Here is a 16491-nt window from a genome sequence, read left to right as displayed (position 1 = left end):
GTCAAAGCTCCGCGTACAGGCGCCCGGGGTTGAAGATGCCCCGGGGATCGAGTTGTTGCTTCAAGTTCCGGTGGTAGCGCATCAATGCGTCAGGCAACGGTTGAAACGGGCTGTCGATCAGGCCATGGGTGTAGCAGGTCACATGCCCGCCGACTTCTTCCACGATCGAGCGAATGAACGCTGCCTCTGCGTCAGATTTTAGCCAGCGCTGCGCACCGCCCCAATCGAGCAGCTGACGACCAGGCAAGGAAAGCCGAGGCGTGTTGTGAGGGACGGACAGGCGCCAAAGTGCCTGGTCCTCATCGAAGAAGCTCAATCGATGCTCGTTGAGATCATTCCAATATGAAGCGTCCAGCAACTCGCCGCCGAGCCGGTCATGAGCCGCCGCCACCGAGCCTTCGCCACCCTCAAGTCGAAGGTGCAGGCGTTGCCCGTCATGGCACGCAGCACTGATCGGCAACGGTTGCTGGCCCCATTCGGCGAGGCGCAGCAAGGCGCGATCGTTGTCCATGTCCAGGCTGATGCTTAAAACTTGACGCGGCTTGGGCAGGACCTTGAGCGAGACTTCGGTGACCACGCCGAGCGAGCCATAACTGCCGGCCATCAAGCGCGACAGATCGTAGCCGGCGACGTTTTTCATGACTTCGCCACCGAAGCGTAAATGCTTGCCATGACCGGTGATGACCCGTGTCCCGAGGACGAAGTCCCTGACGGACCCGGACCAGGGGCGCCGTGGTCCCGACAGTCCGCTGGCGATCATGCCGCCGACAGTCGCGCCGTCGCCGAAGGAGGGCGGTTCGCAGGGCAACATCTGCTGCGCTGCGTCCAGCACTTCAGCCAGTTCTGCCAGCGGAGTGCCGCAGCGGGCGGTGATCACCAGCTCGGTCGGGTCGTAGCTGACGATGCCTCGGTGGCTGCGCGTGTCGAGCACTTCGCCCGCCACGATGCGTCCAAGAAACGCCTTGCTGTTGGCGCCTTGAATGCGCAACGGCGTGGCGTTTTGCAGCGCCTGGTTGACCTGCTCCAGCAGCGAGGCGCTGTCGTCGATATCGTGTTTGCTGCGCATCAGAAACGCTCCAGTTCAGGGAAGGGCATCTGACCCAAATGAACGTGCATGGCACCGAACTCGGCGCAGCGGTGCAGCGTCGGAATGTTCTTGCCGGGGTTGAGCAAACCACTCGGATCGAAGGCGGCTTTGATGGCATGGAACACGGTCAATTCGTCGCTATTGAACTGCGCACACATCTGATTGATTTTCTCCCGGCCCACGCCGTGTTCACCGGTAATGCTGCCGCCGACCTTCACGCACAATTCGAGGATCTTGCCGCCCAGGGCTTCGGCGCGATCGAGTTCGCCCGGTTGATTGGCATCGAACAGAATCAGCGGGTGCATGTTGCCGTCTCCGGCGTGGAAAACGTTGGCCACCCGCAGGTCATACTCGGCCGACAACGCGGCAATCGCGTGCAGCACGCCGGGCAGCTCGCGGCGCGGGATCGTCCCGTCCATGCAGTAATAATCCGGTGAGAGACGGCCCACCGCCGGAAAGGCATTCTTGCGTCCGGCCCAGAAGCGCACGCGTTCGGCTTCGTCGCGGGCCTGGCGTACTTCGGTGGCGCCGGCCTGTTCCAGCACCTGGCGCACGCGGTCGCAGTCATCATGAACGTCGGCTTCAACGCCATCGAGCTCACACAGCAGAATGGCTTCGGCGTCGACCGGATAGCCAGCGTGGATGAAGTCTTCGGCGGCGCGAATGGCCAGGTTGTCCATCATCTCCAGACCGCCGGGGATGATGCCGGCGGCAATAATGTCACCCACCGCGCGGCCGGCCTTCTCGACGGAATCGAACGCCGCCAGCAGCACTTTGGCGGTCTGGGGTTTGGGCAGCAGTTTGACCGTGACCTCGGTGATGACACCGAGCATGCCTTCGGAACCGGTGAACAACGCCAGCAGATCGAAGCCCGGAGAGTCGAGCGCTTGCGAGCCCAGGGTCAGGTGTTCGCCGTCGACGGTGAGGATGTCGACCTTGAGCAGGTTATGCACGGTCAGCCCGTACTTCAGGCAATGCACGCCACCGGCGTTTTCCGCCACATTACCGCCGATAGAACAGGCGATCTGCGAGGAAGGGTCCGGCGCGTAATACAAACCAAACGGCGCTGCAGCCTGGGAAATCGCCAGATTGCGCACCCCCGGCTGAACCCGAGCCGTACGGGCGGCAGCGTCGATGTGCAGAATGTTGTTGAAGCGCGCCATCACCAGCAGCACGCCTTTTTCCAGCGGCAATGCACCGCCGGACAAACCCGTGCCGGCACCTCGGGCGACCACCGCGACCTGCCGTTCATGGCAGAGCCGAAGCACGCCTTGCACCTCGTCGATGTGGCGCGGCAGCACCACCAGCATGGGCGTGGTGCGGTAAGCAGAAAGTCCGTCGCATTCGTACGGTTTGAGCTCTTCCTGTTGATGCAGGACTTCCAGATCCGGCCACTGTGTTTGCAGGGCCTGTAGCAAGGCAGCTCTGTCGACATCAGGCAAGACGCCGTCGACGCGCTCATCGTAAAGAATGTTCATAGTCGGTTGACGACCCTCAGTTGTTTTTATAGGAGGTCTGTGTCCGTTTACCACTGACTTGCATCATTGGCCTGAGGCGTTCTACTGTCTATGTGTTGTTTGGCTGGTCGAACCAGTTTTTTATTCGATGGTTTTTTATTTGTTCAAAAAAGTGTTTTAAAAACATAAGTTTATGCTTGTGTTTGAATATTTGTGTTTTTGGCAGTGAGACTGGTCATACCAGTTGGAGAGTCGATGGAAAGGGCAGAAACGAGCCGTAATCCACAAGTCGCAGACGTGGTCTGTGAACGCATCGAACGGCTGATCGTGGACGGGGTGCTCAAGACCGGGCAGCTGTTGCCCTCGGAGCGTCGTCTGACCGAAAAGCTTGGCGTTTCCCGCACGGCACTTCGCGAGGGCCTCAAGCTGTTGCGCGCTCGCGGGATTATCAAGACAGAGCAGGGCAAAGGTTCATTTGTTGCCGATCTTTCGGGACACGGTGCCGCGTCACCGCTGATGCACTTGTTCAGCTCACAACCCCGCACGCTTTACGATTTGTTCGAAGTCCGCAGCCTGCTCGAAGGCGAGTCCGCACGTCTGGCGGCATTGCGCGGAACCGACGCCGATTTCGTCCTCATCACCCGCAGCTACGAGGCGTTACTCAACGCCCATAGCCGTTCGCTGGAGGCGTCCGAACACGCCCGGCTCGATCACGCGTTCCACCTGGCGATTTGTGAGGCCTCGCACAACCCGGTGCTGGTGCAGACCTTGCGCTCGCTGACGGACTTACTGCTCAACACGGTGTTTGCCTCGGTCAACAACCTTTATCACCGCGAACCGCAAAAGCGTCAGATCGACCGTCAACATGCGCGGCTCTACAACGCCGTCACCGGCCGTATGCCGGAACAGGCGCGCAAGGCGGCCATCGCGCATATCCAGAGCATCTGCGAGAACCTCAAGGAAATCGAAAGCGAGGAACAACGTTTGGTCAGGGCCACGCTGCGACTTGAGGGGTGGGCGTAAGGCCCGGGTGGCAGAAGATGGGCTGACTATACATTTCGTTCGGTGCCTCGCTGTGGTCCTGCTCCGTGGGCCCGCCGCCATCGGCCATCCATGCCGGGTTGCCCACTGCGCAGAACCTGCGCTCGGCCTATTGAGTGGTGAAAAGCAAAAGCTGTACACCGATCTGCTTTATGTGGGAGCGAGCCTGCTCGCGAAGGGGTCGTGTCAGTCGACATCAAAAGTGGATGCGAGTCCGCCTTCGCGAGCAGGCTCGCTCCCACATTTGGATTTTTGCCGGGCACGGGATTGGGGATGCGCCGCCGATGAACTGCGGGAGCGGGCTCGAAGGATAGGCCGGCCGGTAGGCCGCCTCGCTTTAGCTTTTGATCTCCTTGCCCCATCGGAAGGCCGAGCGGAGGTTCTGCGCAGTGGGCACCGCGGCAAGGATGCCGCGGTAGCCGCCCCCGGCCATGGATGGCCGATGGCGGCGGGCCCACGGAGCAGGACCGGAGCGAGGGCATGCCGAGCCTAGGCGAGGCACCGTACGTCAGGGGCACGAGCGTTTGGTTACTTGGCGCTTCTCCAAGTGACCCGCCGTAAGGGCGGAACCCTAAGTAGCCGTTACTGTAAAACGGATATGGCCCCCATCCCATCCCATCCCATCCCATCCCGAACTACATCAATCAATGCCCACCAACAACCATATGACTGAACGGCGCCACATACGCCTGCAACGTCACCAAACCACCGACCAGAATGGCCAGGATGATCGAGTGGAAAAACACATAACGCAGGATTTCCCCTTCATGCCCGTACCAGCGGGTGGCGGTGGAGGCCACCACGATCGACTGCGCGTCGACCATCTTGCCCATGACCCCGCCGGAACTGTTGGCGGCGGCCATCAACACCGGGCTGAGGCCCAATTGCTCCGCGGTTACCCGTTGCAAGCCACCGAACAGCACGTTTGACGCCGTATCCGAGCCGGTCAACGCCACGCCGAGCCAGCCGAGCAGGGTGCCGAACATGGGGTAAAAGATGCCCGTCGCGGCGAAGGCCAGGCCCATGGTCGCGTCCAGGCCCGAGTAGCGGGTGAGGAAACCGAGGGCGAGCATGGCGGTAATGGTGATCAGTGAATAGCGCACCACCCACAGCGTTCGCACGTATTGTTTGATCAGTTGCGGAATGGAATAACCCATCAGCAACCCGCCGAGGATCGCCGACAGAAGGATGCCGCTACCGGTGCTGGTGAACCAGGTGAACTTGTACACCGCGTCCTCGGTTTTAGGCGCGGGCACTACAGGCGGGACCTTTTCGATCTGCTGGTGGATCGTGGTGAACGTCACGATCGGAGCGAAGATCGGGTTCGCTTCGCGCACCGGTTTGCCTTGAGGGTCGAGCTTGGCCGAATTGGTGGCCGGATCAATCGCCGGGCGTGTATCGAACATGTTTTTGAAACCCTGGGTGCCCCAGGCGAACACGAACACAGTGAGGATGATCCACGGCATCCACGCGCGCATCACCGCAGGCTTGGCATCGCTGGCAAAGGCCGCGCTGGCGACGAGTTTTTCGTCATGCTCTTCGGCAATTTTGGAGTTGTCGACGCGCCCGGACAGCGCGGCGGAGGTATGCACGGTGGCGGGTTTCCAGACTCTGAGGAAACCGGTCAGGCAGGCCATGGAAATCAGCGCGGCAATCACGTCCACCAGCATCGGCCCGTGGTAGTTGGACACCAGGAACTGCGGCACGGCGAAACTGACGCCGGCCACCAGAATCGGCGGCCAGATTTCCAGCATCTTGCGCCAGCCGGCGAAGGCCCAGATCAACCAGAACGGCACGATCACCGAGAAGAACGGCAATTGCCGGCCGACCATCATCGACAGCTCCATTTCATCCAGCCCGGTCACCTTGGCCAGGGTGATGATCGGCGTGCCCAGCGCACCGAACGCCACGGGCGCGGTGTTGGCGATCAACGCCAGGCCAGACGCGGCCAGTGGCGAGAAGCCCAACCCGATCAGAATCGCCCCGGTCACCGCCACCGGCGTACCGAAGCCTGCGGCCCCTTCGAAGAAAGCACCGAAGCAGAAAGCAATCAGCAGCAATTGCAGGCGTCGATCGTCGGTGATGCGTGCCAGGGAATCCTGCAGCACTTTGAACGAGCCGTTCTCGGTGGTCAGCCGATGCAGGAAGATGATGTTGAGCACAATCCAGCCAATGGGCAGCAAGCCGTTGGCGGCGCCGTACAGTGCGGCCGAGCCGGCCATGTTCGCCGGCATGCCGAAGGCGAAGATCGCGATCACCAGCGCAGACGCCAGGGCCATCAATGCGGCCAGATGCGCTTTGATATGGAAAAACGCCAGGGCTGCCAGCATCACCACGACCGGCACTGCTGCCATGAGGGTTGAAAGTATCGGGTTACCGAACGGATCGTAGATTTGCTGCCAGACCATGTTCCACCTCTGCTTTTTATTGTTGGGAGTGCAGACCCCGTGGGGGCGGTGGCTTCTAGTATAGGTGGCATTAAGCCGCTGTCCTGGCAGGCCTTTGAGTGGGCCGCACTGAGCTAACATGGCCAATGGGTAAATGCGCTACTCGGACTTCAACGACGGGAGAAATGCAGCCATGACTGAACGCCATATGCACCACAAGGAAACGCTGTCGAACGGATGCAGGATCGAGGTCAAAGCCGAGATATTGAGGGACGGCTCGCTGAAGATGTTCATCGGTGTTTACCGGCCGGACGGCACGGTTATCGAGGAGGACAACAAACCATCCCCGCATCTGCTCGACATGGAAGACGCCTTTGACTGGGGAATCAAAAGCGCAAGGGACGTCGGGAACGGTCAAAGAACCCTGTAATGCCGGGCTTTGGACACCCTCATGAAGAAGGCGACAACCACCATGAAGAAAGAGCAGGTCGGTGCTACGGAAGAAGAGGGGGGCGCTTCGGCCTCTCAGCGGATAGACGCGCGAATCAAGGAGCTGGGCGATTGGCGGGGCGAAACGCTCGCTCGGGTCCGAACGCTCATCCAGCAGGCCGACCCCGACGTGGTCGAGGAATGGAAGTGGCGGGGGGTTCCAGTGTGGTCGCACGCCGGAATCATCTGCACCGGCGAGACATACAAGCAGGTCGTGAAGCTGACGTTTGCCAAGGGCGCCTCGCTGGAAGACCCTTGCGGCCTCTTCAACGCCAGCCTCGAAGGCAACACCCGACGTGCCATTGATTTGCATGAGGGCGACACGCTTGATGAGAAAGCCTTGAAGGCGCTGATCCTCGCCGCCGTGGCGCTCAACCTATCGACAGCGGCCGCTCGCAGCAAACCGGCTGCGAAATCCTGATTCGTCTTCGCCGACCTGTCCGTCGAAAAGCACTCTGATGAGATGACCTCTATTGATGTCTCTCGTCATGAGCTTTGAAGTGCGTTGTCGTACAACGATGTTTGAACTTCAAAACCTCCATATCCTGCTGGCTACACCCGATAAATTCAAACGTTATGTGGCCCACAGGCTACGTCTTATGGACGTAATCAGAATTCTGGCGGGCAGCCTTTGTGGAGACGAACGGCAATTTTTCAGATTGACAGCCCGGTAGTGAACTCGATATAAAAGACATGGTTGTACGACGACAGACGATCATCGGCTGTTAAACACTAAAAATAAAAACGAGTGTCGGCCCCATCATGAATTCAACCCGCCTGCGCGCCTCCCTGAATGCCGCTTCTTATGGTTCGACCTCGACTGTTTGCCCATCCCCACGGTCAGGCCTGTCACATACAACTGTCCCACCAAACGCCCGATAGCTCTTGCCAAATGTCCAACTCCAGCCGCTGAGCATGGAGTACCCATTTTCGAGCCCGCAATACAGTGGCGTGGACCCATCGCGTTTTGGCGATGCCCTACGACACCATTGATCTCGCTTGAAACCGAGAGATCATCACCATAATCCAACAATAAAGTGATGCCATGAATCTGAACGAGCCCATCAATCCGCAACGAATCGGCCAGGCCGTCGGCAAGTACCGCTGGACGATCTGCGCGCTGTTGTTTTTTGCCACCACCGTCAATTACCTGGACCGCCAGGTACTGAGTCTGTTGGCGCCGGATCTGTCGACGCAATTTGGCTGGAGTAACACCGATTACGCGAACATCGCCTCTGTCTTTCAGTTTGTGTACGCGATTTCCATGCTGTTCGCCGGCCGCTTCGTTGACAAGATCGGCACCAAGACCGCCTATGTGGTAGCGATCGGCATCTGGTCGACCGGCGCGATCATGCACGCCTTTGCGGAGCCGATGGGCGAGGGTATTGCCAGCATCAGCAGCGCCTTGGGCCTTGCCGTCATCCCGGTTTCGATCGCAGGTTTCATGCTGGCGCGTGCCGTGCTGGCGATCGGTGAAGCGGGTAACTTCCCGATTGCGATCAAGGCCACCGCCGAATACTTCCCGAAGAAGGAGCGTTCATTCGCCACCGGTATCTTCAACTCCGGCGCCAATGTGGGCGCGGTGCTGGCGCCGATCAGCGTGCCACTGATTGCCGGCCTGTGGGGCTGGGAAGCGGCGTTCATCGTGATCGGTGCGTTGGGCTTCATTTGGGTGGCGGTGTGGATTGCGCTGTACGAAAAACCGGAGCAGCAAAAACGCCTGTCGGTGCAAGAGCTGGCCTACATACGCAGCGATCAGGGCGCACAAGCGATCACCGGCACAGACTCGGGTGCCGCTGCCAAAAAAGTATCGTGGTTCAAGTTGCTGACCTACCGCCAGACCTGGGCCTTTGCCTTTGGCAAATTCATGACCGATGGCGTGTGGTGGTTCTTCCTGTTCTGGCTTCCGACCTATCTGTCGGCGCAATACGGCATGAAGGGCCAGGCCATCGTGTTGCCGCTGGCCGTGTTGTACAGCATGACCATGGTGGGCAGCATCGGCGGCGGCTGGTTCCCGAGCTATTTCATGTCACGCGGCGACGCGCCGTATGACGGTCGTATGAAAGCCATGCTGGTGATCGCTTTCTTCCCGCTGCTGGTACTGCTGGCGCAGCCATTCGGTTACATCAGTTTCTGGGTGCCGGTGCTGCTGATCGGCGTGGGCGCATCGGCGCACCAGGCGTGGTCGTGCAACATCTTCACCACCGTGTCTGACATGTTCCCGCAAAAATCCATCGCGTCGGTGGTTGGCATTGGCGGTTTGGCCGGCGGCTTGGGCGGCGTCGTGATGACCAAGACCGGTGGCTGGGTGATCGACCATTACAAACTGATCGGCGATATCCATACCGGCTACATGATCATGTTTGCCATCTGTGCCCTGGCCTATCTGGTGGCATGGAGCGTGATGAAGGTGCTGGTGCCACGCCATAAGGAAATCACCGACCTGTAAACGACGACGCGATTGGCCTGCTGACTTTTCGTCGGCAGGTCATTCGCCTGTTTGACGCTATTTGTAGCGTTGCTCAAAGACGGCCACTTGCTCCGGCATGATCAGCTGGAAGGGCACCCAGACATCCGCCTCGACCGGTTCGGCCGGTGGTTGCGCAGATTGTTTCTTTTGCGTGGTCACCGATGTCGCCTGGCAACGGTTGAGATGGTCAATATTCGGTGACGGACGCTTCTGCTACGCTCGTGTCAATCCCGTTTCTATGAGATGACCGAATGGCCTTCGTCGACAAGTTCGTTGCTGAGATATTGGCCCTTCAGGTTGCCCTGTATCACGCCCGTGTTCGGTTGGAGGCACGAACTGATAGCGAAGCGTTGCATGATCTCAGGATCGCCGTGAGGCGTATCAGGAGTTTGCTTCGACCGATGCGCACCCTGAGCGCGACGGTGGTGCTGAACAATGCTGCGGCTGAAGTGGGAAGGCTGACCACGCCTGCTCGAGATCTGGAGGTGATGATTCAGGAATTGGAGGGCAGGGGCTTTCCTGGCCTGGCTCAGCCCAGAAAAGCGCGTTTGGACTCTCACTACTCCAGGATTCTGAAAAGCCCACACCTCAACAACTTGTTCATTCAATTGGATGAGTGGCCTTCCATTTTTCGATCAATGGAAGTCAACGGCGGTTTAAAGCACATCCAACCTCAAATTGAAAAAGCACTGAAAAAGCAGATTGACCGGCTGCATGCTGCCGTGGATGACGCTGAATTTGATCGGCACGAATTGAGAATCCTGGTCAAGCGCACGCGCTACCTCACGGAAGCGTTTCCCAAGCTTTCACCGCTCTCGCGTAAAGCGGCGAGTGCACTCAAGGCACTGCAATCGGCTTTGGGTTCATGGCATGACCATTATCAGTGGTGCCAAAAGGTGCTGAACGAATCCGACCTGCGCCCGCTGGAAAAGATATGGCAGAGCTGCGCAGCGACCGCTCTCGAAAAAGCCGAGACCCAATTGGTCGGGTTGGCAAAACTGCTGCCAAAATCATCAGGCAAAAAAAAGCCGCCTAAAGTGGCAGCGGAAGAACGAGCACGCGTTGTATAGCCTGAGTATTGCTGTCGAAGGTTACAGCGCGATGACACATTTTTTGCGTCCTTTGAAGATCACATCCTCAAGACCCGCGATCCTGGTGTCTGCTTATTCGTAAAGGGTAGAGGGTGTCATCTTAGCGTCATCGATCCCATGGCAAGATCCTCGCAAACCGCCTAGCGCGCTCAGCTTGCAAGGAATCCCGCCATGAAAGGAGACGCCTCTCTATTTGCAGCCATTGACCTTGGTTCCAATGCGTTTCGCATGATGATCGGCCAGTCAGTCAGACGGCGTCAGGGGTTCGTGATTCAGGAAGTGAAAACCCTGCGTGAGCCTGTCCGTTTGGTGGAGGGGTTTCAAGGTGGCGCGCTGGACGAGTTGGCTCTGGATCGGGGATGGCAAGCGCTCGCGCGATTCGGCAAAAAGTTACGCGGCTTCGAGGCTGGTCGTGTGCGGGCAGTGGCGACCAGTGCCGTGCGCGAAGCCGACAATGCGCAACTGTTTTTAGCCAGCGCGGAGCAGCACCTGGGGTTTCGGATTGACGTCATCTCTGGGCACGAAGAGGCCCGACTGGTGTACGCCGGTGTTGCCCATACGATACCCGGTACCGAAAGCAGGCGACTGGTCGTGGATATCGGTGGCGGCTCCACTGAATTGATTCTGGGGCAGGGCGCTCAGCCCTTGATGACCGAGAGTATTGCCATGGGCAGCGGCACCTTCGGCGCGCGTTACTTTCAGGGGGGCTGTATCACGGCTCAGGCGCTCCTGGAAGCTGAGCGCGTAGCCACCCTACAATTTGAAAAAGTGGCACGTCGTTATCGCGCGTTGGGTTGGCAGCAGGTGATTGGCTCTTCGGGCACCGCACGGATGCTGGCCAAAGTCCTCAAGGCCAACGGGCTGAACGACCATGGTGAAAGCGGCATCACCTACAGCGGCCTGTTGCGTTTGTCGTTGCGCCTGCTTGAAGTGGGGCATGTCAAACAGCTCGGCCTGGCGGGCTTGCAAACCCATCGCCAAAGTATCTTGCCTGGAGGTCTGGTGCTTATGCTGGCGGCATTCAAGGTGTTTGGTGTCTCGCATATGATGCCTTCCGAACCGGGTCTGAGGTTCGGCGTTCTGCATGGTCTGATGAGTAAACACTGAGCAGCCCGTAGCAACCTTGCCTCGATGACGGCCAGCGACATGAGCCTTTTCGTCATGCCCTTCAGGAAATTCGCGATCGCATCAGGGCGTTAGTGTTTTTCCATCCTGCCGCACTTCCCACAGGGCAAAATCGTTCTAAAAAGCCCCCCTTGCGCTTTGGAGTTTGTACTACGCTTGAAGGTGTAGGTGAAGACGCAGACTGATGCGCAAGCGGATGGCGAGGAAACGTGGGGCGCGTTCCGAAGGGTACACGGTTAGAAAGATCTCCGCGCTGAGATCCAGCCCTTATGCCGTGTGAAGCAGGACAGCACAAAACTGTTCTGTGGGAGGCCTGATAAACCTTGTAAGCCGGAGACCAGCGCCGGCCACCTACTCGATTTACAAAGCCCGCCTTGTGCGGGCTTTTTCGTGTCCGCAGTACCGGTTTGTATCGCAACGTATCCAGCGTGCCGGCAGCTACCTTCGCATACAAAACCAGGGCCTTGGCGACACTTGCACGATACATGGCGGCCTCCAAATAGAGCCACCGCATCCGCGGCAAGTTCCGTGCGCATTCCCGCGCACAGATTGGAGAAATGCCATGTCCCGTTTCAACCACCGTATCTCCGCTGGCATGCTCGGCGTCGCCGTTGCCGCGGCACTCACCGCTTTCGCGGGTCTCTCTCAAGCTGAAGAGGCGCCTGCTGTAAAAAGCTGGCAGGCGGGTCTTCACCGCACCGATCTGCTGCGCAAGGACCTCGACGTCTCCGGGCGTGAGGTGATCCAGGTCCTCGTTGATTTCGAGCCGGGTGTGGTGTCCCCCAAGCATTCGCATCCCGGGGTGGAAGTGGCCCACGTGATTGAAGGCACGTTTGAATATCAACTCGAAGGTCAGCCTCCTGTAACGCTCAAGGCTGGCGATTCCTTGTACATCCCCGCAGGCACCGCGCACGTGGCGAAGAACGTTGGCGCGAGCAAAGCGTCTGAGCTGGCGACGTACATTGTGAAGAAAGACACGCCACTGGTCGTGCTGGAAAAGTAAACGACCTGTCGGCTTACCGGCGGTCACGACGCACTGCCAACGTGCGGCTTCCTGGCGCGATGGCCAGTGCGACAGCGATCAGCACCAGCGCCACGGCGAAGGTGATCCGCAGACCGCTGGCAACCGCTTCGGGTCGCGCCGTTGCAATGTCGACCGAGGCCGACGCGAGCGCGAACACCGCGCCCAGGACGGACGCACCGGTGATGAGCCCCAGATTGCGCGACAGGTTGAGCATGCCGGAAATGACGCCTCGCTGGTCCGGCTGAACATCCGCCATGACCGCCGTGTTGTTGGCCGTCTGGAACAGGGCATAGCCGAGGGTTATCACGACCATGGGCAAGAGATAGCCGCCGATGCCGAACGTCTCCGGCAGCACCGACAGCGTGAGGCATCCAGTCGCCATTGCTGCGAGGCCGGCGAGCGTCATGCGTTGGGCGCCAAAGCGGTCGGCAATACGGCCTGCGGGCACACCGGTCAGTGCCGCGACAAACGGCCCGACCGACAAGACCAGTCCAACCAGAACCGCATCGAGCCCCAGCCCATGCGCGAGATAGAAGGGCCCGACCACGAGCGTCGCCATCATCACAGTCGCGACGAGCAGGCTCATGGCGAGGCTGCCGCTGAGCACGGGATCACGGAACATCGCCAATCGAATCAACGGTGAGGTGACTCGAGCCTCGGTGAATACAAAGAGGCAGGCGCCGCCGCCCGCCGCCAACAGCAAGGCGATGTTGATCGGCCCGAAGCTGCCTCGCCCAAGGGTCATGGCCAGCGCATAAGCGGCGAGCGTCAACGCCAGCAGCAGCGTGCCCAGGGGGTCGAAGCCGGCGCGAGCGGTCTTGGGCTTCTGGCGATCGGCGGGCAAGTAGCGATGCGCGAGCACTAACGTCAGCAAGCCCAGCGGCACGGTGATGAGGAAGATCGCCTGCCAGCCAAACCCGCCAATCAGCAGGCCGCCGAGCGACGGCCCCATCGCGGTGCCAATCGCCGACATCGTCCCGAGCAAGCCCATGGCGCTGCCGGTTTTTGCCTTCGTCACCGTCTCGCCGACAAAGGCCATGGTCAGCGCCATCATGATTGCCGCACCGATGCCCTGCAGCGCCCGGGCGCCAATCAGCATCCAGAGCGTGGGCGCAAAGCCGCACAGGGCCGACGCCAGGGTGAATAAACCGATGCCGGCCAAAAGCAGCCGCCGGCGGCCAGTCAGATCACCGAGCCGACCGACGCTGACAATCAGGGTGGTGATGGCCAGAAGATAGGCGAGGACGATCCACTGCACGTGCTGGAAGGAGGCGTTGAACACCTGCGCCAGGGTCGGTAAACCCACATTGGCGATGCTGGTGCCGAGCGAGGACAGCAGCATCGACAGCGAAAGACTGGCCAGCGCCCACCGAACCGATGGTGTCTGTTGCGCACGCTCTGCGACTGCACTGATTGACTTCATTGTGTCCCTCTTTTCTGGCCACTCCCGAAGCGGAGCTATCAGAAAGCTACGCCCCGGCCTAACATGGCGGAAGGCGCACCGTTTGCACTTGATACGTGCGTTCAACGCCATATCACTCTGCCACGGAGCGCCGCATGTCCACTCCCGATTTCAACTTGCTGATCACCCTTGATGTGTTGCTTGCCGAAGGCAGCGTGGCGCGCGCCGCCAAACGCTTGCGGCTGAGCCCGTCGGCCATGAGTCGGGCACTGGCGCGATTGCGTGAAACCATCGGCGATCCGCTGTTGGTCAGGGCCGGGCGCGGTCTGGTGCCCACCCCGCGAGCGCTCGAACTGCGCGAGCGGGTGAGTCAACTGGTGCAGGACGCAGAAGCGGTCCTTCGGCCAGCCGAGCAACCCGACCTCAAACAGCTGAGCCGCACGTTCACGCTGCGCACCAGTGAAGGCTTTGTCGAGAATTTTGGCGCGGACCTGATTGCGCGCATCGCCGAGCAAGCCCCTGGCGTGCGGCTGCGCTTCATGCATAAGCCCGATAAAGACAGCACGTCACTGCGCGACGGGACGGCCGATCTGGAAACAGGTGTGGTGGGGAAGACCGCAGGGCCGGAGTTGCGTACCCAGGGCTTGTTTCGGGATCGTTTTATTGGTGTTGTGCGAATGGGGCATCCACTGAGCGAAGGCGAGATGACCCCCGCGCGTTATGCGGCGGGCAGCCACATCAGCATCTCTCGGCGGGGGCTCGACAAGGGACCCATTGATGAAGCCCTTGAGCTCCAGGAACTGGAGCGGCACATAGCAACAATCGTTGCCGGCTTCTCTACTGCGCTGGCGCTCGCCCGGGCCACTGATCTGATCGCCAGCGTTCCCGAACGCCACACCGCCAGTCTGCGCACCGGCATGCATAGCTTTGCACTGCCGTTGTCTCTGCCGGCGTTCACCGTCGCCATGCTCTGGCATCCGCGGCTGGAGGCCGACCCTGTGCATCGCTGGTTGCGGGGCTGCCTTCGAGAGGTTTGTTCTGAGTAAAAAATTGTCAGATTTGATCTCATGTTCATTATCGAAACGATGATGTTTCACTTGTGTAACTATTTCATGACTGTTCTGGTTCTATACGTGAGTAGTTTTAGTATAAAAACACTTTGAACTTATTAATAAATAGGCGGTAGCTGAAAGACATTTTTGTAAATGGGAATTAACTGCTGATACCATTAAATGGTGCAACGCTATCAATGGTGGCCATTAACTAGTAATGAGTATAGTTGTAATGCTTGAGTTACTTAGTGTGTATAACATGATGAAATATAAATGATTATTTTTTGTGATGAACGGGCGATTTTCCGAGCTGTAACGCGATGAGTAAGACGGGATCCAATTAAGGTTAATGGCGAAATATTGGCGGGCTATATATCAAAAAATAACTTCATAATAATACTGACGTTTTTCTGATGCGGTGCTAGTGTTTCTAACTCCTCTTAATCGTACTTGTCTGTCTGCAGAGGCCGTGCGTCATGCCGACTCCAACTCCACGGATTGCGGTACTGGGTAATAGAGTTCCAAGCTTGAATATTCCGGAGCTTGAGCACTTCGCCGATCTGGGCAGCTTGTTGGCTGCCCCCGCATTCGATGTGGTGCTGCTGGACCTGCCAGCGGTTTACTCCGGGCGGGTGCTTCGAAAGTTGCGCACCCTTCACCCTTATCGCTACAGCCTCATTTACTGTTGCCGTGATCAGAACGGCTGGTGTGAAGCCTTGGGTGATGGCGCGTGCCCTGTCGAATCCAGCGAAATAAGAACCCTCTGGGGGGTGTGGCAAGAACGCTACAGGTTGTTCAAACGGGGTTCTGCCCCCGAGCGTTTTGAAAGTCGGGTGCTTTCATGGTTGTGGTTGCGCGACAACGCCCAGATCTTTGCCCTTCGAGACCCGGAGGTGCCTCAACATTATCGCTATCCGTTGCTGGATGCCCTCGCTGATAACGAGCAGGTCAACTCGTTTGTCTGGCTCAGTTTGATGGCGCAACAGGACTGGCTGGAGGAGGGGGTTCTGGTCGATCGCGTTCGCCTGTGTTCGGAGTGTGGCTCGGGCCGGCTCAATTACATTGATGTGTGTGCCGAATGCCAGGCCCTGGACATTTCACGGCAGCCTTCATTGCACTGCTTTACCTGTGGGCATGTGGGGCCACAGGAAAACTTTCTCAAAGACGGGGTGTTGTTGTGCCCCAACTGCTTGAACCGGTTGCGCCATATCGGCAGTGATTACGACCGCCCGATGGAGAACTATCGCTGTCGGTCATGTCAGGCGTTTTTTGTCGATGCCGACGTGCAGGCGCGCTGCCTGGATTGCGGCCTGTCACACACACCTGACAAGTTGCGAGTACGCGAGGTCAGGGATTTCCGCCTGGCCGAGGCCGGCCGTTTCCGCTGCCGTCAGGAGTTCAGCGATCAAACGGTCCATCACTTCGGTCGACTCAATCTGTTAGGCGGCAAGGATTTCTATGACCTGCTGACCTGGCAGATGCAGGTCGTACGCCGCTACCAGTCGCCTGCCTTCTCACTGCTCGGTCTGCGCTTCGTCAACCTGGCCGGTACGTTGACTCGCCTGGGTGAACACCACGGCCATGCCTTCATCGATAGCGTGGCTGATCGGTTGAAGGAAACCGTCAGGGAAACAGACCGCTGCTCTCGAAGTACCGAAGAGTACTTCTGGATCATGCTTCCCCATACCGATGGCAAGGGCCTGGAAACCGTCAAGCAACGCTTGAGTCGGGTCGCCGAATTGTTTTCAGCACCGGAGGTCAGTGACATTTCCTTGCGTGTCGTCAGCATCACGGCGCCCCAGGATCTACTCGAGCAGGAAGATGGCGAACTACTACTGGCCCGACTCGCCAGTGAGTTGGCGTGAC

The 16491-nt window shown here is 59.0% G+C and carries 14 protein-coding genes; 9 read left to right on the top strand and 5 right to left on the bottom strand.

Translation table 11 applies throughout. The features are described from left to right. Position 1: 1 nt before the first annotated feature. Both glcE and glcD read right to left on the bottom strand, forming a co-directional pair. Entirely contained in the window at positions 2-1066 is a 1065-nt protein-coding gene (gene glcE, locus JFU47_RS29540; RefSeq protein WP_201187703.1) for a glycolate oxidase subunit GlcE, read from the bottom strand. After that, positions 1066-2565 (bottom strand): glycolate oxidase subunit GlcD, encoded by a 1500-nt coding sequence (glcD, locus tag JFU47_RS29535; protein WP_201187701.1) that lies wholly within the window; start codon positions 2563-2565, stop codon positions 1066-1068. The genes glcE and glcD overlap by 1 nt, the downstream gene beginning before the upstream one ends. A 234-nt stretch (positions 2566-2799) precedes the next feature. Here glcD and glcC point away from each other — a divergent pair, with 234 nt between their 5' ends. After that, positions 2800-3567: a transcriptional regulator GlcC gene (glcC, locus tag JFU47_RS29530; protein ID WP_123368913.1), complete on the top strand. Its 768-nt coding sequence runs from the start codon at positions 2800-2802 to the stop codon at positions 3565-3567. A 662-nt stretch (positions 3568-4229) separates the two neighbouring features. Here glcC and JFU47_RS29525 read toward each other — a convergent pair. Then, positions 4230-5993, bottom strand: coding sequence for an L-lactate permease (locus JFU47_RS29525; RefSeq protein ID WP_201187699.1), 1764 nt, complete (start codon positions 5991-5993; stop codon positions 4230-4232). Positions 5994-6165: 172 nt separating this feature from the next. On the opposite strand from JFU47_RS29525, the gene JFU47_RS29520 reads away from it, so the two are divergent. From JFU47_RS29520 to JFU47_RS29510, 3 genes are all read left to right on the top strand, one after another. Next, complete coding sequence (locus tag JFU47_RS29520; protein ID WP_201187697.1) at positions 6166-6402, top strand: hypothetical protein; 237 nt, start codon at positions 6166-6168, stop codon at positions 6400-6402. Positions 6403-6444: 42 nt separating this feature from the next. After that, on the top strand, positions 6445-6882 hold the full coding sequence (locus JFU47_RS29515; RefSeq protein ID WP_201188522.1) for a DUF1801 domain-containing protein: 438 nt from the start codon (positions 6445-6447) through the stop codon (positions 6880-6882). A gap of 624 nt (positions 6883-7506) precedes the next feature. Further along, on the top strand, positions 7507-8910 hold the full coding sequence (locus JFU47_RS29510; RefSeq protein WP_201187695.1) for an MFS transporter: 1404 nt from the start codon (positions 7507-7509) through the stop codon (positions 8908-8910). Positions 8911-8967: 57 nt separating this feature from the next. Here the strand turns inward: JFU47_RS29510 and JFU47_RS33335 are convergent, their stop codons facing one another. Next, positions 8968-9090, bottom strand: a complete 123-nt coding sequence (locus JFU47_RS33335; RefSeq protein WP_274610031.1) for a hypothetical protein — start codon at positions 9088-9090, stop codon at positions 8968-8970. Between the two features lie 92 nt (positions 9091-9182). Here JFU47_RS33335 and JFU47_RS29505 point away from each other — a divergent pair, with 92 nt between their 5' ends. From JFU47_RS29505 to JFU47_RS29495, 3 genes are all read left to right on the top strand, one after another. Then, a complete protein-coding gene (locus JFU47_RS29505; RefSeq protein WP_201187693.1) occupies positions 9183-10001 on the top strand; it encodes a CHAD domain-containing protein in 819 nt (272 codons plus the stop codon). Between the two features lie 192 nt (positions 10002-10193). Continuing rightward, the gene (locus tag JFU47_RS29500; RefSeq protein ID WP_201187691.1) at positions 10194-11129 is read left to right on the top strand and encodes a Ppx/GppA family phosphatase; all 936 of its coding nucleotides are present in this window, start codon (positions 10194-10196) and stop codon (positions 11127-11129) included. Positions 11130-11709: 580 nt separating this feature from the next. Beyond that, positions 11710-12150: a cupin domain-containing protein gene (locus JFU47_RS29495; protein ID WP_140681416.1), complete on the top strand. Its 441-nt coding sequence runs from the start codon at positions 11710-11712 to the stop codon at positions 12148-12150. A 13-nt stretch (positions 12151-12163) separates the two neighbouring features. Here the strand turns inward: JFU47_RS29495 and JFU47_RS29490 are convergent, their stop codons facing one another. Then, on the bottom strand, positions 12164-13594 hold the full coding sequence (locus JFU47_RS29490) for an MFS transporter (protein ID WP_201187689.1): 1431 nt from the start codon (positions 13592-13594) through the stop codon (positions 12164-12166). Positions 13595-13728: 134 nt separating this feature from the next. Here JFU47_RS29490 and JFU47_RS29485 point away from each other — a divergent pair, with 134 nt between their 5' ends. Next, positions 13729-14619 carry a LysR family transcriptional regulator gene (locus JFU47_RS29485; RefSeq protein ID WP_201187687.1) on the top strand — a complete coding sequence of 297 codons (891 nt, stop codon included), beginning with the start codon at positions 13729-13731 and terminating at the stop codon, positions 14617-14619. A 482-nt stretch (positions 14620-15101) separates the two neighbouring features. Further along, on the top strand, positions 15102-16490 hold the full coding sequence (locus JFU47_RS29480; RefSeq protein WP_201187684.1) for a TackOD1 domain-containing metal-binding protein: 1389 nt from the start codon (positions 15102-15104) through the stop codon (positions 16488-16490). Position 16491: the final 1 nt, after the last annotated feature.

This window comes from Pseudomonas sp. TH39(2020) (genome assembly GCF_016650715.1).
Taxonomy (GTDB): domain Bacteria; phylum Pseudomonadota; class Gammaproteobacteria; order Pseudomonadales; family Pseudomonadaceae; genus Aquipseudomonas; species Aquipseudomonas mandelii_C.
The sequence above is the reverse complement of the archived record's forward strand: the minus strand, read 5'-3'. Positions and strand labels throughout refer to the sequence as shown.